Source organism: Heyndrickxia vini, assembly GCF_016772275.1.
Lineage (GTDB): Bacteria > Bacillota > Bacilli > Bacillales > Bacillaceae_C > Heyndrickxia > Heyndrickxia vini.
Genome location: NZ_CP065425.1, coordinates 1,185,040 through 1,204,275, shown reverse-complemented (window position 1 = coordinate 1,204,275; position 19,236 = coordinate 1,185,040). Strand labels below are relative to the sequence as shown.

Genomic DNA, 19,236 nt, shown 5'->3' with positions numbered 1-19,236 from the left:
ACTATCATTATACTGAATCCTGTCAATGGAACAAAGAAACAAATTGTACCAAGAATACTATTGTATATTATAATCTCTTTGGAGCCAACTAACATAAGCTAAATCATTGTATGAAATTACAACTATATATACAATACTAATAGTACGATAAACAAATTTTAACAAGTTCATTTGGAGGGTTAATAAAATGGAAGAAATTACAACATTAGAAACATTTGAGAGTATTATCTCTGGATCAAATCCGGTTATTGTAAAGTTTTATGCGGGATGGTGTCCAGATTGTACACGACTAAATATGTTCATTGACGACATCATTAACGATTACGGACAATATAAATGGTATGAAATTAATCGGGATAACTTCCCTGAGCTTGCTGAAAAATATAATGTCATGGGAATCCCAAGTTTATTAATTTATCAAAACGGAGAAAAAACTCATCATCTTCATAGTGCTAATGCAAAAAGTCCTGAGCAAGTCAGAGAATTTCTTGATAGTACTGGCTACTAAAAAGCAAAAGGGGTTGTCTGAAAAGCAAAGCATCAGACAACCCCTTTTTACTCATTATTTCACTATTTATTCCTTTTACCAACCACCGCGAATCATTCGCCACATTCTTCTTCGATGACCAGGGTGTTGTGGATCTACCCCACATGTCATCAACCATTGTGCTGCATTATGCCTTTGCGCTGGTGTTACTGGTACACCAACACATCTCGATAATCGGTCTACCATTCCGTATGCTCCCGCAGGACGTCTCAAATCATGTAAACGATAGGAACGACAAATACCGTAAACACGCCTCAATGTCATTGGGTTAGCAATTCTGCCACGAAATACTCTCATTAATCCTGGATCTAGATACGCCATTATCTCCCTCCTTTGCTCCTATTAGAGAATTTCCTATAAGTTTAGTTTTTAAGACATGGTATATCATATTAAAACAAATTAGTATAAGAAACGGCATTTTACCCTTTAATACAAAATCGTTAAATCGCCCCATTTAAATATTTATTACGATAATGACTTAATGTTAGCAAGGGCCAAATCAAATGATAGCTATGATAGTTTATATAAAAATGACCGGGTAACCCCGCTCCTGTTGGATAGGTTACAGATCTTTCCGATTCATCACGCTCTTTCGTGAGAAAATGGATCCCACTCTCAATTTCTTGAGTGGAATATTCAGCAGTTGAAATAAGTGCATCCAAAGCCCAGGAGGTTTGTACAATTGTTGAAAATGGTAATGGTACATACTTCTTTTCTATATCACTTATACAAGATTCTCCCCATCCTCCATCGGCTCGCTGAATACTTAGCAGCCAATTTCTCGCCTTTTGAATCGATGGATGCGCTGTTTCTACACCGACGGCTCTCAGACCGGTTACAGCTGCCCAAGTTCCGTATATATATGAAACTCCCCATCGTCCATACCACGATCCATTCTGCTCTTGATGTTTGCACAACCAATCTACAGCTAATTGAATCCGTGGATGTAGTGTTGAGACATTCACATAATTTCCAAAAAACTCTAGTGTTCTTCCTGTTAAATCAGCTGTGGATGGATCAATCGCGGTATCTTTAAAATTTTCAATAGGAAATAGTCCTATAAAGCTTTTATATTGATTTCTTTCAAATGCTCCCCATCCTCCATCATCGTTTTGCATGGACATTAACCAATTGACCCCTAAATTCCATGACTTTCGGTATTCTGATTGATGTAAAGCAAACTGAGAAATAACTCGCAGCGCTGCCTGTGTATCATCGATATCTGGATTAGAAGTATTTGTAACTGAAAATCCCCATCCTCCCGGTGTATGTGTGCTTCCTTCTTTTTTTACTGTTTGCTGAACAGAATGCAAGAATTTAGCTGAGGATTGAATGACCGGAGTATCTATCGGGATACCTGATTCCTGTAAAGCATAGCTTAGTAATGCCGTATCCCAAATGGTTGATGGCGAATTCTGCAAATGGCTGTCTTCTGATTGATGAAATAGCAACGATTTTAACCCTTCGATTGCATGCAGAATATATGGTGAATTCGGTCGGTAACCTAGTGCAAGCATTGCATATACCATATAAAAAGTAGCACTTGCGTAACTATATAGTGTTCCGTCATCCTCGATCCTTTCAAGCATATACGATTCGGCTTTTCCCATTGCTTTTTTAGTGAGGAAATGAAATGGCGAAAGTCGTGAAAAAAGCCCTTTTCGTTTCCGACCTTTTTTTCGGCGAGTGAGTAAATGGGATAAATCGGGTGTCCAATCATTTTTTATTGCAAATTTTTTATGACCTAGAATTAAAATAGGTGATAGGTGTGCACGAACATAAGCACTAAATTTATTAAAATGGACTGGAAGGAATTTCGGAATATTTAGTAGATATAGTGGAAGAGGAAAGAACTTAGGCCATGGGTATAGATTGTTTAGTGCTAACATAAATTTCGTTGATACATGAACTTTTTCGAGACCACCATGTTCTACTATAAATGTCTCTGCTTTTTTCATGTTTTCGTCTGATTGGGATACATAGCCTGAATATAATAGAGCCGTGTATGCTTCAACCGTAGCTGAAAGATTTCCTTCCTCGTCGTCATATAATATCCAAGCTCCATTTGTTTGTTGAGTATTGATTAATCGCCTGTAAAGTCTTTTGATTAATTTCTCCTCTTCATATTCCAAAATCCGCAGAATGATCAGTAGATAAGCATCTGTCATCGTGCCGCTTTCGAAACAAAGCCTCCATGCCCCATCACTTTCTTGACAGTTTATAATCTCCTCGGTAAGTTGGTTTATTTTATTGCTAATCTTTTCATTTATATTCATTTATTCACCCCACTCTCTTGCTCGCCTGAGAATCATCCATTACATTACATACAAATAGCTGCACCTACAATAATAAGCAGGATAAATAGGACTACGATTAATGCAAAGTTAAATGGTGGTCGTGCAACAGGCTGGACTACTTGACGTCGGCACCATGGAGCTCCTCCAAAACCAAAACCCATTATGATCTCCTCCTTTCCACTTTCGTTGCATAGAAATTTCCATCATTTTGTATAAAACAAGATTTCCAAACAACTTCATTACCAGCATATGTACATTCATTATTGTTGGAAAGGCATAAGTCTATGGGGGATTGGAATTAGGTAGGGATTACTATTTAAAAAAATAAGCGTCTGACTAATTCATAAAGGACGGGTTAATGTCTATAACGATATCAATTTAGTTTCATAGAATAACCATGAACAGGAGGTGTTATTATGGGTGAAGCTGTTGCTGGTGGTGGATATGGCGCTGGAGCTGGTTTTGCATTGATAGTTGTCTTGTTTATTCTATTAGTCATTATTGGAGCTGCTTACGTTGGAGGCGGTTATTAAAAACCCTTCCTTATTCCGGTAAATAAGTGTACGAGGGGAAATTGAATTGAATGATTTTTCCCCTTCTTACATAAAAAGACCCATCGATTTGGATGGGCTTAGATTAATTAATATTTCATTGATAAAGCCTTTTGTACGTTGTTTGTATCATTTTCTAATAATTTGTGTAAATCATAGGCAGGATATAATCCTTTTCTATGCATATATTCGAACACCCTCGTATGCCATTTAATACTATTATTTAAATGCTTAGTAAAGATTGCTTTTAATTCAGGAGTAGCTGTTTCTGTTATTGCTGCAGCATATGATTTAACTGATGTTTTCGCAGCACCTAACAAATTCCCGGCAAAGAATCCGGTTTCATCTTGACGCATGAGGTCCATTCTAGGTGAGGGAGCTCTTTTCACAAATGGAACAAGTTCTTTTAAGTTTTTTTCAATCGAACGAATCGATGATACATACAAATCATTAAGTTCCGGATCTGTCACTTTTTTCACAGACTTTTTTAAATGCATTAAACAGTTTGCTTGTAACGCCATTAATTCATGCAATTCTAGTGTTTCGTGCCAAGCTAATTGTCTTGCCATCAGTATTCCCCTCCTATTTCAAATCGCTACTAGTTTATTCATACTAGGCGAAAATGGAAGGTTATCCTTGGGAAAATGGGCTTTTCATTCGTCAATACGTTGTTAAATGCAATAGTTTTTGTAATCGATACACACCTCTTTGTAAAAAAAGAAGTTTTCCTTGAAACTTAGAAAGCTCCAATGTATATTCGGCATCCTGATTTGACCAAATTCGCTCAAAATAACGGTCAACTTTACCAACTAATTTTGCTTGAATAGGAGCTGTTATCTTCACATCTGTCTCAAGATTATAATCGGCCAAGTTTCGAAAAGTTAGATTGGTGGATCCACTAAAGATTAGGGCGTGCTTTCGTTTCTTTATATATATTAACTTCGCATGATATTGTTCTTTCCCCGTGTTATACCATCGAATGCGAATCTTTCCTTTAGATTTCTTGTTTAGCTCCTCAGCGACAGGTCGATTTGGAAGGCCGGATTTTTTATTTCCAAAGGCATTTTCATTAGGATCCAATATTAATTTAATTCTTACTCCTCTATCAGCGGCATTTAGCAAGGAATGGATTATTTTTCGATCAGCAATATAAAACATTCCCATCCACAATTCGTTCCCCGCTTTTGTTTGATTGATTGCATGTAAAATATGCTTAAATACTTTCCCTTCCGTTAATAATTGGACCTGATATTTCCCCTCTTTTTCATCCTTCGATAGATAGGTCGGAAGCGTCGGTCCATTTGAAAGATTAGCTGCTGCTTGTTCAGAAAACAGTAAATCTTGAATAATCGATCCTTTGATTTCTATCGCGTGATTAGAAAAGTATGCACTAGCATCATGAGGATTCCCTGATAAAATAAATGCGGATTTTTCTGTCACAAACGTTTTTCGATGATTGGCCTTGATATTTAATAATTTCAAGTACGAACGGATGGTCATATGTGGTGCAGTATCTGCCATCGCATTAGGTATCCACCCTTTTCCTGATTGACCAAATGGACGAAAGAACATTCTCCAAAGAGCGGAATACAGGGGAGTTGAATCTCGTAAAGGATCTAAATTTGTCATCACTACTTCTATTCCATTTCGTTTTAATTCTTCAAGCTCTTTTGATTTATGTGATCCATAGGATGTATTGATATCGTCGGTAATCACGATGATTCGTATATTGGGGTTTTCTTGTTTTTTACGAATGAGTCTTTGTGCCACGTCTTCGCTTAATGGCGGAAAATTCAATTCATGATCATAATAACCATTAAAAAGAAAAAAATCACAAACAATAAATTTCTGAGCCTGATCAATGACTTTAAAGATACGAGGGAAGATTTCTTGCTCTATTTTCAGATGTCCTGCCTTTTGGTAGGTTAAATCAGTTAAAAAGGAAATATCATCTTCTGAAACATGATGTATTTGACCCTCATAGGAAATTCCTTTCGGAAGAGGTTTATACACGTGATAAATGATTGTGCTAACGTAAACAAGAAAAAATAGGAATAAAATAAAAAAAAGAATTTTTTTCTTTGTCACGGGTAGCCCTCCTCACCATAGCAGTCATTACCGTAGTTTTCCCGAAAATGAAACGGTTATAACCATGTCCACAATTGGCTTACTGGTTTACTATTCAACACGATGGGTATTCTAACAATAACAAAAAAACTTGAAAGGTGAGTTACATATGCTTTGGACAATAATTGGAATTCTTATCGTACTATGGATTTTAGGATTAATCGGACATGTTGCCGGTGGACTAATTCACATTCTCCTCGTTATAGCTGTCATTGTTTTTATCATAAAGCTAATCAAACGCTAAAGAAAAATGATCGATGCATTAATATTAAAAGGCTGATCCTGAGGATCAGCCTTGTTTATAAGGAAAGAAAGTATAAATTTATTAGGATCAATGTTCCTATAAAGTACCTGCTTTGTCTAGCTCCAGCGCCTATCGACTAGAAAACTTCAGGACTTTTCCCTACGATAAGTCAACATCGATTCCCCTTGCATAACCCGCGTTTCCTTTATCTCAGTCAAAGTCCATCCAGTTTTTACGTCGATCAGCAAGGCGCTTCCGCTTTTCTTATTTCAAAAGTATTTCTTTTTCCAAAAAATAAATGCAGTTAAACTCGCTAAAAAGATGGCAAAAATAATTGCTGTTAAAAATGCATGTGGGTATTCTTCTAAATGAAAAGGTAAATGGACATTCATTCCTAAAAAACTAGCAACCATTGTTGGAAAAGAAAGAATGATTGTAATCGAAGTTAAAAATTTCATAACAACGTTCAAATTATTTGAAATGATGGATGCGAAGGCATTCATCATACTGCTTAAAATAGAACTATACGTCGCTGCCATTTCAATCGCCTGTGTATTTTCAATGATTACATCTTCTAATAAGTCCTTATCTTCTTCATACATTTTTATATAATTAATACGGAGAATTTTATCGAGCACCATTTTATTTGACTTCAATGATGTTGTAAAATAAACCAAACTTTTTTCTAATGCAAGCAAGGAATACAATTCCTTGTTTTTCATCGATGTTTGATGTAATTCTCGTTCTACATCATCCGTCTTTTTGTTGATTTGTTTTAGGTATCTTAAATAATAGGATGAAATGACAAATAGGATTTGTAAGGCAAATCGTGTTTTTTTATTCGTATAAAAGCCTTTAATTTTGTTATTTTTAAAATCCATCAGTACTTGGGCATCTTTAAGTGAAATCGTGATGATACACTCATTTGTTAGAATAATTCCTAGCGGCAATGTTTCATACACTGAATAGCCTGATTCATCCTTCAAAATATACGGATAATCAATGATAATGAAGACATCTCCTTCTTCTTTTTCAATCCGAGATCGTTCTTCATCATCTAATGCATCCCTAATGAAATCCACTGGTACATTCGCATGATTGGCCACATATTGAATTTCTTCTTCATTTGGTGAAACTAAGTTAATCCAGCATCCTTTTGTGATTTCAGATACAGCTTCTAGCTTGTTCATTCCATTTGTTTTGTAGATTTCTAACATCATCTAACCTCCTCTTGGTGACGAGGAAGTCATCTTACCTTCAATAGGTACGCAGATATATTGACTTCCTCATATTCTATTGGCTCAGGACCATTTGGGTTATCCAAATATATCAACTCCCCATAAAAGTAATTTTTTGTACCTTCTAATCTTAAACTCAAATGGATGAAAGAACAATCCATTCGTGAAACATTTTATTTTTCTGAATACTTTTCATATATAATGCTGAATTTTATTACTTTGTGCTGGACGTGGACGTAGATTTCCGCTGCAGGGTGCTCGCTTTCCGCGGGCGGTTCGGGAGCCTCCTCGCTCGTACCTCGCTATGGGGTCTCCCGTTTACCGTTTTTCCCGCAGGAGTCTCGCACCCTTCCGCTCCAATCTACTTCGTGTAAGGACTAAGAATTTCCTTTAACCGTATAAAAAAGTAAAAAATCAAGCATACGTGGATGTATACTTGATTTGAGATTTTTACTTATATAAATTTTCAGGAACCCTATCAAATAGGTGTGATGGTTGGTTTTGGCTGGTGATGATGAGGTGGTGCATGGCTCTTGTGCATATTGTGTAAAGCAAGGTACGTTCTGATTCATCGTTGTAACGATCGTCTGATGCATTTAAGACGATAACATTGTCGAATTCCAATCCTTTTGCTAAATAGGAAGGAAGAATGATTGGGCCTTCCGCTAATTCTTGGTTTTTCAAGTCGATTAATGAAATGTTTATTTTTTTCTTTAATTGCTGGTAAGCTTGCTCACAATCTTTCATCGTCTTCCCAATTATGGCGATGGAACTGGATGTTAACGCTATTCTTTCTACTTGCCTAACAATTTGATCTAACATTCCTTCAAATGTACTTTCAATGATAAAGGATGGTAGTTCTCCTTCCCTCTCAAATAGCTCTATTGCCTCCCCATCAGGTAAAATGGCTTTAGTGAATGCTGTAATTGCAGCGGTTGATCGATAGCTTTTCGTCAAGCGGATAATCTCAGCTTTTTCCTCCCCAAATATGTTCATCGATGTTTGAATTGGAGATTCGCTTCCTTTATTGAAAATGGATTGATTGATGTCACCAAGCATCGTGAACTTACTATATGGATACATAAATTTCATATAGACAAGTTGTGCGGGTGTGTAATCTTGAATCTCGTCGATAAACACATATTTAATTGAGGTTTGATTCTTTCTCCCAACAATTAAATCGTATAAATACATGTAAGGAACCGAATCTTCCATTTGAATATTTTTTTCATTTAGTAATTTAATCGTGTTTCTTTGAATCTCTGTCCAATCTTCTGCATTGATATCATAATTTTTAAGAGTAAGTAATTCTGGAACCTTTTTTAAAAAATCTACATACTGAGCTTTACGGTGAAAAAACCGATACCGTTTTATTCCGGCCCGTATTTTTTTAAAATAATTATTAACAATTTGTTTAGCTAAAAATTTCTTCTCTTGATCGAAAGAATTGAAATCATCTTCTCCTTTTAGAGAATGCTGAAATGCCTTTAAATAATCCTCTCTATCTAATAGCTCCATCTCCTCTTCTACCCACGGTGCCTTTTCTTCTTCCCTAGCTATTTCTTTTAATCTTTTTAATAATTCCTTCTTAATAAGAGGAAAACGATTCGGCAATGTATAGGATTGATCATATGAATAAAAGAGCTCAGAAATTTCCTCCTTTGATATGAGTATCTTCCCACGGAAGCTTATGTCTTTAAAAAACAAACCTGAAGTAACTAAATTGTCCACATAATCACTGATTGCATGAACAAAAGGCAAATCGCCCTTTAATCGAATGGCCTTTGATCTGTAGTGATGATCCACTGCGTTTAAACTTGTTTCAAATTGTTCAAATAAGCTTTCTACAGTGAGATCCGGAATTCTTGATTGCGCAAATTCCAAAAACGTTGTTTGTTCCATGTTATTTTCGCCAAGCTCTGGGAGTACCTTTGAAATATAGTGATTAAACAAACGGTTAGGTGAAAACAGGATAATTTGATCAGAGTAAAGCGAATCACGAAAACGATATAAGAGGTAGGCTATTCTTTGCAATGCTGCAGATGTTTTTCCACTTCCTGCTGCCCCTTGAACAAATAATAATCTACTTCTTATATCACGGATAATCTTATTTTGCTCTTTTTGAATAGTCGCTACGATGTTTTTCATCTGCGTATCCGCTCTATTCCCAAGCACTTCTTGAAGCATTTCATCTCCTATCGTTACTCCTGTATCGAATAACGATTCAATCTGTCCATCTTTTATTATAAATTGTCGTTTTAATAACATTTCACCTTTCCGAGGACCTTCTGGAGTTTCATAAGAAACAGGTCCAGGGCTTCCATCATAATAAATACTTGATATCGGCGCCCGCCAATCATAAACGAGATAATCATCACCATCGAGAAAAGATCCGATGCCAATATATATGTTTTCATTTTCTTCATCTTGTTCTTTAAAATCCACACGTGCAAAATAAGGCGAGTATTCAAGCTTATTAAGAATAGAAATATTTTCTTCCACATGCTTATAACTTCGTTCACGTTCTGAAAGAAGCTCTGCCTGTTGCTTTATACTTGTAAAGGTTTCAATAACATCATCCGGTTCGTCAAGGTTAACTGTCACATCTTCCCAAAAGTTCTGCTTAATCTCATCTGCTTCATCTTTGACAGATTTCACTTGAGAAAGCAAAGATTGCTTCTTATCTTTCACCTTTCTAACTGTGTCATCTACCCTTTTTTGTTCTTGTAACCATTCGTTATCTTGAATTGTCATAAGAAACCTCCTGAAAAAAATCTAAAATAGTTGACATCGCTCTTTATTTGTGTTAATGTTAATATAGATAATTATGATTAATTAACAAATAATAATCGATCACTTTTCATTATAGCACTTTCTATGCTTGTTATCCACCACATTCTCCTTTTATTCGAAATTTTCCCTATTCATCATACTAACTTCAAAGTTTAATTCATGTCGTTTTTGTTTTGCAGGTATCCCCAGATACACCCTTACCCTATGCAGTCAATTATCATTTTATTATTCACTTTTTTTGAACTACTTTATAAGTATTTATCTAATAATCGAGTGTAATAATAAAAAGAGGGTAAACAATTGGAGAAGGGGGCGAATTCGATATGAAGCTTACACCTGAACAGCGTATTGAATTACATGGTTTCAATAATCTTACTAAATCATTAAGTTTTAATATGTATGATATTTGCTTTACAAAAACGAAGGAAGAACGAGAGGCTTATATTGAGTATATTGATGAACAATATAACGCGGACAGATTAACAGCGATTTTAAATGATGTATCAGATATCATCGGTGCCCATGTATTGAACACAGCAAAACAAGATTTTATCCCCCAAGGAGCAAGTGTGACCTTACTAGTTTCTGAAGGACCTGTTGTCGATGTTCCTACTGAATCATACAGTGAGTCTCCCGGGCCACTTCCGGGATCTGTTGTATTACAATTAGATAAAAGCCATATTACTGTACATACGTATCCAGAATATCACCCAGATGAAGGGATTAGTACGTTTCGTGCGGATATTGATGTATCCACTTGTGGAGAAATTTCTCCGCTTAAAGCTCTCAATCACCTTATACATTCCTTTGATACGGATATTATGACAATAGATTACCGTGTAAGAGGATTTACTAGAAACAAAAAAGGACAGAAATTATTTATTGACCATGACATAAGCTCTATCCAAAATTATATTCCAGATAACATCAAAAGTAACTACGATATGATTGATGTAAACGTCTATCCGGAGCATATTTTTCACACGAAATGTAAGATCAAAAAATTCGATTTAAATAATTATCTATTCGGATCTACAAAGGATGAACTTGCTGAAGGGGAAGAAGAGAAAATAACCGAAAGATTGAAAAAGGAAATGGATGAAATATTTTATGGGAGGAATATTGAGCAACAGTAACCCATAAAAAAAGGAATCAGAGCGATACACTCTAATTCCCTTTTTAAATTTGTAACAACATTTTCTGTATTAGGCTTGTGTATTTAGAATATGGTTATTAAAAATCTCCTTTTAACAAATTAATAATAAATTCTTCTAGATTTTTCGCAATTATTTCAACGCTGCTATTTTCATGATCCCAAAAATAAATATATTCAAGCATTTTTTCATCCTTAATTTTGAAACATAATTGATCACCAGTTCCGTCCTCTGCAAAAGCAATATAATTATTAGAACTTTCATTATTTATATCGGTATTTGCTCTAACTATATCATCAAATGTTTTTTCAATTCGATTTTCATCTTTTATAGGATAAAAAATCCAATTATCAACCTCTGCATTATTAATTAATTTTACCAACTCTCTATATCGAATAGGAAATTTAGCTCCTAACTTTTCTTCGGTTCTTAATATACAATCTTCCGACACTCCAGGTTTCCTTGAAGAAATGAGCTTTCTTATATTCTGCATTATTAATTAATACTCCTTATTTAATTTATGAGGTTTCACCAAAAGTAAAAAAGGAAATAAAATAATTGGTGTTTTTTAAGAATTTAATTCAAATCCAAACAATTCCATTTTCTCCTCTTTTGTGAGATCACGAAAGAAAACTTTATGAACTCGTAACTCTTTCTTTTTTTCAAGTATGCCCACACCTTTTTCAATCCAAGTAGTAGCCAATGGTGTGTGTTCTGGAAAAGAGTTTACTTTCTCTAAAAACCGTTCATACGGTTGTAAATCCACCTCTGCCAAATTAGGTATACTCAAATTTCTAGACTTAAAGTCTAATTTCACAAGATCATGCACAGATAAAGGATCATTTATTTTTTTTACAACACCATATCTTGAAAATGTTCGATCTCCAGTTAATCCAACAAAGAAATGATGATCTTTGGGTAAGCGCCCTTTCATTTTATCAAAACTACTAGCTACATATAATAATTCTCCCTTAGGTGAAAAACACTTAAGACTTTTTTCCCCAATTCCAACAAGCATTTTATTATAAAGCTTCATAAAAATATCACCCTCTAATATTTAGTTATCTTCTTCTACCATTTCCATCATATTTATGTTGAGTTTTATGGTTTTTTATATTTTGAAGTACTGTATGTGCATAACCATATCCCTTTCTCGCTTCGTATCCTCTCTTATGTGCAAGATTATATCCTTGTGGTACCCTAATTGTTTTTCTTTTTTTACTTTTAATATGTCTTAACTCATTTTTAATATGTCCTTTTACATGTCGGGGCGTATGCTTATGATTTAGTAGTGATTTTAGTTTAGTCTGCTTTCCAACTCTCCCCGCATATTTTGCCGCCCTTGAAACTTTATTTATTTTTCCGATTCCAACAAAACTTGAGGCTGCAGCCCAAGCAATTCGTTTTTTACTTTTTCCTGCTTTATAAGCTTTATAACCATCATAAATAGCAAACCCTGCATTAATGACGAGCCATACCCAATGTCCATCTGGATCGACTAACATTACCGGATTATTATTACCATACGTATAGCCATTTTGGGTCAAAATGTCATCATCGTCACCAGGATCAGGATCCATAGATAAGAAAACACCGTGATTCGGATTGTAGTACCGAGCCATCAAATAATATAATCCTGTTTCTTTGTCAAACTGATATCCTGCATAACGGTAAGGATTATCCTTCACACTGTCTTGCTCATCTGATTGAAGCACATTCCCCCAGGCATCGTACTGATAATCGGCAACAATATTATTTTCTTTATCAGTAAGAGCAATTACGTCACCATGTGCATTGTAATGATAGAAGTATGTGTCACTACCTTTACGTAATGCGAGTAATTGTCCATCTTGAGAATAGACATAAGAGCGAACAACCTTGTCTTGTTCATCTGTTTCGTATAGTACGTTCAGGCTTTCACCATCATAATAATAGTTAGTGACTTTTCCATCAACTATTTTTTGAATTCGGCGACCATCTTCATCATATACATATTTCGCAAATGGTGCCGTTTCTTCTTTTTTGGTAATGGAAATGAGTTGATCGGCCGCATTCCATCCATAGATGTATTTTCCATCAGATAATCGATTACCGTTTTGGTCATACGTAATCTTTTCGTTTCCGAATTTAGTTAATTGATTGGCTGAATTATATTCGGCATCTGTGGAAATTTCCCCTTCTTTTGATGTTACATTCACGTTAGTACGATTACCAAATCCATCATATTTGTATGATTTTTCAGTACCGTTTTTTAACGATTCTTTTGTTAACTGATCAGAGGAATCAAATTCGTAAGATATATCCGAACCATCTGGATATTCAATCTTTGTACGATTTCCGTTTTCATCGTAACGATAATGTTCCTCAAGAAGGATATCACCCTTTTTCGTGCCTACTGCCAGACTATTAATTTTTCCAGCATCATCATAAACAAAGGTTGAACCAGAGCCATTCCCAGCTGTATACGTTCCAACATTACCTTGCTCATCATAATCAAATTGATACGAATATATACCATCTTTGACAACGGTATTCTGATCAAGCGTATTGTACTCAAACGTTGTCTTGAGAGAAGTTGTCCCGTGAGAAAATAATAATTGATTCATTTTATCCGATGTTGTCGGATATGTCCATTCGATTTTACCTCCACGTTCTATTAATGTACGAAGGCGATTGGAAGAATCATATGTTTTCTCTTTACTTGTTCCACTGGCTACATCCGTAACGGACCTTTCATTTCCATTTTTATCATAACCAAATGTAAACATTTTCTTTCCATCAAATAGTGTTTCAATTTGACGGTCAGCACCATCATATTTCCATTCTTGCGTCTTTCCATTAGGGAAGGTAGTTTTTATTTGATTCCCGTTATCATCATACTGATAGATTGCTAGTCCACCTAATGGGTCAGTTACTTGTTTTAATTGGTCGTTCCGATCATATTCATAATGGAAAGTTTGAGTTTTCCCATCACTAGAAATAATTGATTTATTTGTATTATTTCCATTTTTATCAAACTCATAGGTAACTTTTGTACTATTAAGCAACGTTAGTTCTTTGAGACGATCCATCGCATCATAGACATATGACTTTTTATGTCCTTTTGGATCCGTTTCAGTTAGAAGATTTCCGATTTCATCGTACTCGTTTAATGTTGCATGACCTAATTCATCTTCGATACGGGTTGCATAGTTTCCATTATTATCAAACGTTTGTTTTGTGATCACATTTCCTTCTAGCAAGCGAATTCCATCAAACCAAACTGTTCCCGTATTTCCATTTTGGAAAACGGCTGTTAGTTCAATTTTATCAATCGGGGTATTCGGATCAATTTTAACCGCAGAACGATTCCAATCCTGTGTTCCCAACGGAAACTTTGCTTCATAACTTTTCGATGTTCCGTCTGTTAAGTAAACCTTGGCAAGAAGTGCATAGTCTGCATTCGGATCAGAAGAAGATCCATTTTTGACATTTTCTGATTTAGAAAGACCTGTTAATGTTAGAACTAATGGCTTATCTTCAGGTTTTTGACCAATCGATACCGTTTGTTTATACCGGCTGTTTGTTTGTGTGGAACTTGTACGATTAATTTTTAACGATTTGTCACCTTCAAAACCTGTTTTATCGACGGAACCACCTGAACCAGACCAATTACCAAGGCTTTGTTCGAAGCTGCTGTTGATTACTGGATTGTATTTAGATGATACTTCACCTTGCTCTAATTGAAGAGCATCAAACCATGCTTCACCAGATGCATCTGTTGACGTATGATCAACTTCTAAAAAGATTTTAATTTTTGCTGCGTTTTCAGGAGTTTTGAATGTCAATTGACGCTTTGTCCACTTTTTTGTGCCTGTTAACTGACTATAACGATTATCCGCCCAACTAATATGTTTGCCGGTACCGTCAATAAAACTAATATTAAAAAACGCTTGTGCATTTTTTAGATTGCTTGTTTTGATTTGTCCACTTAAAGTATAAGTTACATTTGGTAATACAGATAGCACTTGAGTAGCTGCAATATATCCATGTTCGGAATCAGCTGAAGCTGTTTGACTGGATAACTTAATGGATTGCTTACCACCCATTCCGGAAGATGCCTGTTCTGGATCTATGACCATCTTTCCGTCATCTTTTACATTTACAACATTCCATGAGGTTGTACCATCTTCAAAATTATTATTCAATAATTGATTATTTGATGGAGCTAAGTCACCACTTGATTCGATCTCATTCCCATACTTATCGTATTTCGAGATAGATGATGTTTTTCCCGATTGATCAGTTTCTGAAACAGCATTTAATCCATCATAAGCAACCGTTGTTTCGTCGCCTTCTGTATCTACATAGGAAGTCACATCATTGTTTTTATTATATTGATAGGTTTCTTTCCCATAGCTATCTTCGGCAGTCGTTACATTTCCGTTAGAATCATATTGATAAGACTCCGTTGGTTTAATTGACGATTGATCATTTGGATCTCGTGACTCTTTTAGGTTATTTCCTTCATAGTTATAAGTCGTTGTTAATTTTAGCCCATCTGGGTCGACAGTTACTTCTGTTGGATTTCCTGCCGCATTGTATACATAGAACATTTTTTTGCCGTTCGGCATTGTCACTGTTAGTTCACGTTTTGGCGTATTATAATCAAACGTTGTTTTTTTGCCTTCAGGATTTGTGACTTCCATCATTCGATTGGTCGTTTTATCATAGCCGAATTGAGTTGCTACAGGCTTTTCTGGAATATGTGTAGGAGAATAGTATTTAATTAAACGTCCATCCTCGTCATATTCATATATTGTTTTTTCTGAATTTGCATTTATTACCGAAACTAATTGATTGTCTACATAATCAAAGGTTGTGTCCTTACTTTTCGGATCTGTAATTTTTGAAACAAAGCCATCTTTATTGTATTCAAACAATAAAGTCCGTCCAGAAGCATCTTTTATTGATTGTAGTTGATTGTCTGTAAATGTGTACGACAGTACATTATTGTGTCCGTCAACAATTTTTATTAAGTGACCATCTTTTTTATTGAAATACATTTCTGATTGATCTTTTGATGTAAGTATATATTCATTGGTAGTATCCTTAAGTTCGAGGTACACTCCTGTAGGTGGCTTATAACTACCGTCCGATTCTTTTAGAAAATGATGAACCGTTCCATCTTCGTCTGTAAAAATAACTTCATTGCCCATCGCTTCCATTTTCATCTCAGCATCACTATGCCAGCCTGCACCAAACAGCCCAATACTAGGGGAGAGACTGTTATATGTTCTATTTAAACCTAGCGTTGGACCACGCCCATCAATAGAAAAATCCGTTTCGCTGATTATTAAATTTCCCGTTGCTGCATTCACACTACCGTTAGTAACATCGATGATTGACCAGTAATCTTCTGTACCTAGTAATTCTGTTGGAGCTCCTATCGTCGGACGAATATATTTCGAAACAATCGTTTCGCCATCATTATTATAGGCACTTACCTTAAACCAATAGTTGGTGTTCGTCGTATAATGACCTTTTGAATTTCGATAAACGGGGGATGGGTCAGTAGATAATTCTGTTCCCGATTTATCATGATGTAATTCGAATCTTCCTTTGGCAATTTCGTCATCCGTCGGCCAAATTCCTTGGTTTTGAGTAGTCCATGAATCTTTATCCCCTACATCAAATGATTCATAATTGATCCCATTATACAGCCATACCTTATACCCAGTTGCTTCATCGACTGGATCCCAATTCAATTGGACATATCCTGAGTTACTTGAAACCATATTTGTATATGGAAAAGCATTTATATTCGTAGGCACAGATAAATCCGGAATATTGGGTCGATAGTAAGATGAAAAGACAGTCTCTCCTTGATCATTATAGGCGCTTATTCGAACCCAGTAATTCGTTGCTGTCCCATAATTTCCACCAGAATTATGATAAACAGGCGAAGGATCTACAGGTAGTTCTACTCCAGAATTATCGTTAAGATGAAGTTTGTATTTCCCTGCTTTAACTTCCGCTGTCGTCGGCCAATACTTTTGATCTTTCGTTGACCAAGAAGTCACATTTCCTACATCTTTAGATTCATATTCCTTTCCATTATAAAGCCAAATCTTATAACCTTTCGCATCTTTAACTGGTTTCCAATTGAAATCAAGATAACCCGTTCCATTGCCATTGGAATAACTCATTCCTTCAGGTGCTTGCGGCAAGTTTAAATTCGGTAGAGTTGGCCGATAATATGACGTTGAATAGCTACTTTCGCCTTGTGAATAAACCGCACTAATTCTAAACCAATAATTGGTATTGGTTGAATAGTTTCCACCCGAATTTTTGTATACCGTGCTCGGATCAATAGCTAATTCAGTTCCTGTTCGTTTATTGATATCTGTATCGGTGTGTAGATTAAATTTTCCACTTTTTATTTCAGCTTCAGTTGGCCAAATCTTTTGACCTTTACTTGACCACGAGGTCACATTTCCTACATTAATAGATTCATATTGTGCACCGTTATATACCCATATTTTATATCCAATGGCACCAGGAACAGCCTTCCAGTTTAAGTCAACATACCCTGTACCGTTCCCATTGCTATAAGCCTGCCCTGCTGGACCTGTTGGAGCAGGAATCGTGTAAGTAACAGATAAATACGGTTTATCGTCAGTATTCGTAGAAGAAACAACTTTTTTCCAGAAGCCCTGTCCATTCCCATCGGTGTGAAGTTTAAATCCATAGTTTTTAAGACTTCCATCAATCCATTTTTGAACAGTGCTTGTCACATCAAACTTTGCCCACTGATTTCTTGCTACGTCTACTTTTCCAATGGCTAAAGATGTAGGCTTATTGTTCCAGTTTACCGTATTAGCGGACCAATCTTGAGTATTTGCATTTATCCAAAGTCCATTAGCTGTATTTACGTAATAAGCATGAGCAACATAGACATTGAATGTTGCATTGGTAATTTCCATATTACTTATACTTGATAAACTTTGTTTTAAGTAAGCAAAATTTGTACCGGTTGTATTATCGTAATATCCTACTTTTAATATATATTTTTTTAGCCCTTCATCCCATTTACTTGAAGCCGAACTATAATTTGTTGTAGGGTAAGCACTTGCTGCAAAGGCATCAGAAGTAGTATTAATTGATGTTGTAGGATCTATATAAACGGGATATTTCCGATTTGCGTCCTTTAACCATTCAGAATCAGCCTGTACAGTTAAAATATAACCATCTTCAGTTTTATCCAATTTATATGTTACGTCCTCAGAGCGTGCGGATTCTCCGGAATGTTCATCGAAGTTTGAATCAATCATATAGGGTTTGGGTAATTGAAACACTTGTTTTTGATTCTGATCAATAAATTGTATAGAACCATCGTCTTGAATATCTGCTTGTAAATTCGTTTTTAATTTAAATTTAAAGATATTAAAGCCATTATATTGATTAAGAATGAGATCTTCTTTCGTATTCTGATTAAACGATATATTTCTTAAATCAATATCTGGAAGAATATTAGAGTACGTAATAGTATTACTATTATTCTTATAATCAGCACTTACTTCACTTGGTTGAACAGGTTCTTGCTCCTTACCCGAAGCTTCTAATAAAGAATATTCAATTGCATGTTCATTATATTGAAAGGAAGCATATTGACCGTTGGAAGTTTTCTTAGGAAATGTTGATGTTAAATTTGCATTCTCGGTCTGAAGCTCGGTGCTAGAAACTTCTGAAATATCAGATGAAAGTTCTTCCCATTCTCCCTCTGCTTTATCTTTTTTATAAATGGGATCGAAGTAAATTTGTTTTGTGTATTCCCCATTGCCATCATAAAATAATCGAGTATTTTCTGTTCGTTCACTTACCACCTCCCCATTTTCAGGATCTTCTAGTGCAGGCTTTGTATTGCTATTTTCTTGTTTTGTTTCCGTTTCTTTTAGATTTTCCTTCATGGTCTTGGCTAAACCATTCATAGGAATACTACTGAACATGACAAACAAGATTAATAATACTAGCAGTCCTTTTTGTAAAGTTTTTTGCATGTTTTTCTTCCCTTCTAGGATTTTTGGTAAGTCTAGGAAGTTAAGGAATTTTAAGACTTACCTAATCTAGTATAAATAAGATAAATTAGGTATTGAAGCGGTTAATGTTTCCAATTTTTTTGATATATTTAGGCTTTTTCTTTCAATATTTAAGACACCTAAAGTAAGCCTCAAATAATGAACAGTGATTTTTCCGCATATGAATGAAGGGCTCTTTCAAAACCGTTTAAATAACAGACATTTAAA

Annotated in this window: 14 protein-coding genes; 4 read left to right on the top strand and 10 right to left on the bottom strand. The window is 35.3% G+C overall.

All coding sequences use genetic code 11. The features are described from left to right. Positions 1-187 precede the first annotated feature (187 nt). Entirely contained in the window at positions 188-508 is a 321-nt protein-coding gene (locus I5776_RS05880; RefSeq protein ID WP_202779429.1) for a thioredoxin family protein, read from the top strand. 75 nt (positions 509-583) lie between these two features. Here the strand turns inward: I5776_RS05880 and I5776_RS05875 are convergent, their stop codons facing one another. The 3 genes from I5776_RS05875 to I5776_RS21375 all read right to left on the bottom strand — a co-directional run bounded on the left by I5776_RS05875 (position 584) and on the right by I5776_RS21375 (position 3,005). Further along, complete coding sequence (locus tag I5776_RS05875; RefSeq protein WP_202779427.1) at positions 584-868, bottom strand: hypothetical protein; 285 nt, start codon at positions 866-868, stop codon at positions 584-586. Between the two features lie 119 nt (positions 869-987). Then, complete coding sequence (locus tag I5776_RS05870) at positions 988-2,823, bottom strand: terpene cyclase/mutase family protein (RefSeq protein ID WP_202779425.1); 1,836 nt, start codon at positions 2,821-2,823, stop codon at positions 988-990. 44 nt (positions 2,824-2,867) lie between these two features. Further along, the gene (locus I5776_RS21375) at positions 2,868-3,005 is read right to left on the bottom strand and encodes a YjcZ family sporulation protein (RefSeq protein WP_246483939.1); all 138 of its coding nucleotides are present in this window, start codon (positions 3,003-3,005) and stop codon (positions 2,868-2,870) included. A gap of 255 nt (positions 3,006-3,260) precedes the next feature. On the opposite strand from I5776_RS21375, the gene I5776_RS05860 reads away from it, so the two are divergent. Beyond that, entirely contained in the window at positions 3,261-3,377 is a 117-nt protein-coding gene (locus I5776_RS05860) for a YjcZ family sporulation protein (RefSeq protein ID WP_202779423.1), read from the top strand. 107 nt (positions 3,378-3,484) lie between these two features. On the opposite strand, the gene I5776_RS05855 is transcribed toward I5776_RS05860, so the two are convergent. Together I5776_RS05855 and I5776_RS05850 are read right to left on the bottom strand one after the other, a co-directional pair. Further along, complete coding sequence (locus tag I5776_RS05855) at positions 3,485-3,970, bottom strand: spore coat protein (RefSeq protein WP_425490373.1); 486 nt, start codon at positions 3,968-3,970, stop codon at positions 3,485-3,487. 85 nt (positions 3,971-4,055) lie between these two features. Beyond that, a complete protein-coding gene (locus tag I5776_RS05850; protein WP_202779417.1) occupies positions 4,056-5,483 on the bottom strand; it encodes a phospholipase D family protein in 1,428 nt (475 codons plus the stop codon). Between the two features lie 148 nt (positions 5,484-5,631). On the opposite strand from I5776_RS05850, the gene I5776_RS05845 reads away from it, so the two are divergent. After that, positions 5,632-5,766, top strand: a complete 135-nt coding sequence (locus I5776_RS05845; RefSeq protein ID WP_202779416.1) for a lmo0937 family membrane protein — start codon at positions 5,632-5,634, stop codon at positions 5,764-5,766. Between the two features lie 269 nt (positions 5,767-6,035). Here I5776_RS05845 and I5776_RS05840 read toward each other — a convergent pair whose 3' ends face one another. Together I5776_RS05840 and helD are read right to left on the bottom strand one after the other, a co-directional pair. Further along, the gene (locus I5776_RS05840; RefSeq protein WP_202779415.1) at positions 6,036-6,983 is read right to left on the bottom strand and encodes a magnesium transporter CorA family protein; all 948 of its coding nucleotides are present in this window, start codon (positions 6,981-6,983) and stop codon (positions 6,036-6,038) included. A 471-nt stretch (positions 6,984-7,454) separates the two neighbouring features. After that, positions 7,455-9,758 (bottom strand): RNA polymerase recycling motor HelD, encoded by a 2,304-nt coding sequence (gene helD, locus I5776_RS05835; protein ID WP_202779414.1) that lies wholly within the window; start codon positions 9,756-9,758, stop codon positions 7,455-7,457. A 362-nt stretch (positions 9,759-10,120) separates the two neighbouring features. On the opposite strand from helD, the gene speD reads away from it, so the two are divergent. Beyond that, positions 10,121-10,933, top strand: a complete 813-nt coding sequence (gene speD, locus I5776_RS05830) for an adenosylmethionine decarboxylase (RefSeq protein WP_202779412.1) — start codon at positions 10,121-10,123, stop codon at positions 10,931-10,933. Between the two features lie 97 nt (positions 10,934-11,030). On the opposite strand, the gene I5776_RS05825 is transcribed toward speD, so the two are convergent. The 3 genes from I5776_RS05825 to I5776_RS05815 all read right to left on the bottom strand — a co-directional run bounded on the left by I5776_RS05825 (position 11,031) and on the right by I5776_RS05815 (position 18,990). Further along, entirely contained in the window at positions 11,031-11,444 is a 414-nt protein-coding gene (locus I5776_RS05825; RefSeq protein WP_202779410.1) for an SMI1/KNR4 family protein, read from the bottom strand. Positions 11,445-11,519: 75 nt separating this feature from the next. Further along, positions 11,520-11,987: a hypothetical protein gene (locus tag I5776_RS05820; RefSeq protein ID WP_202779408.1), complete on the bottom strand. Its 468-nt coding sequence runs from the start codon at positions 11,985-11,987 to the stop codon at positions 11,520-11,522. Positions 11,988-12,012: 25 nt separating this feature from the next. Then, entirely contained in the window at positions 12,013-18,990 is a 6,978-nt protein-coding gene (locus I5776_RS05815; protein ID WP_246483938.1) for a DNRLRE domain-containing protein, read from the bottom strand. Between the last annotated feature and the right edge of the window lie 246 nt (positions 18,991-19,236).

Excerpts from the sequence above, each read along its gene's own strand:
- I5776_RS05880 (WP_202779429.1), top strand. The coding sequence starts at position 188 with ATGGAAGAAATTACAACATTAGAAACATTTGAGAGTATTATCTCTGGA.
- I5776_RS05875 (WP_202779427.1), bottom strand. The coding sequence starts at position 868 with ATGGCGTATCTAGATCCAGGATTAATGAGAGTATTTCGTGGCAGAATT.
- I5776_RS05870 (WP_202779425.1), bottom strand. The coding sequence starts at position 2,823 with ATGAATATAAATGAAAAGATTAGCAATAAAATAAACCAACTTACCGAG.
- I5776_RS21375 (WP_246483939.1), bottom strand. The coding sequence starts at position 3,005 with ATGGGTTTTGGTTTTGGAGGAGCTCCATGGTGCCGACGTCAAGTAGTC.
- I5776_RS05860 (WP_202779423.1), top strand. The coding sequence starts at position 3,261 with ATGGGTGAAGCTGTTGCTGGTGGTGGATATGGCGCTGGAGCTGGTTTT.
- I5776_RS05845 (WP_202779416.1), top strand. The coding sequence starts at position 5,632 with ATGCTTTGGACAATAATTGGAATTCTTATCGTACTATGGATTTTAGGA.
- I5776_RS05840 (WP_202779415.1), bottom strand. The coding sequence starts at position 6,983 with ATGTTAGAAATCTACAAAACAAATGGAATGAACAAGCTAGAAGCTGTA.
- helD (WP_202779414.1), bottom strand. The coding sequence starts at position 9,758 with ATGACAATTCAAGATAACGAATGGTTACAAGAACAAAAAAGGGTAGAT.
- speD (WP_202779412.1), top strand. The coding sequence starts at position 10,121 with ATGAAGCTTACACCTGAACAGCGTATTGAATTACATGGTTTCAATAAT.
- I5776_RS05825 (WP_202779410.1), bottom strand. The coding sequence starts at position 11,444 with ATGCAGAATATAAGAAAGCTCATTTCTTCAAGGAAACCTGGAGTGTCG.
- I5776_RS05820 (WP_202779408.1), bottom strand. The coding sequence starts at position 11,987 with ATGAAGCTTTATAATAAAATGCTTGTTGGAATTGGGGAAAAAAGTCTT.
- I5776_RS05815 (WP_246483938.1), bottom strand. The coding sequence starts at position 18,990 with ATGCAAAAAACTTTACAAAAAGGACTGCTAGTATTATTAATCTTGTTT.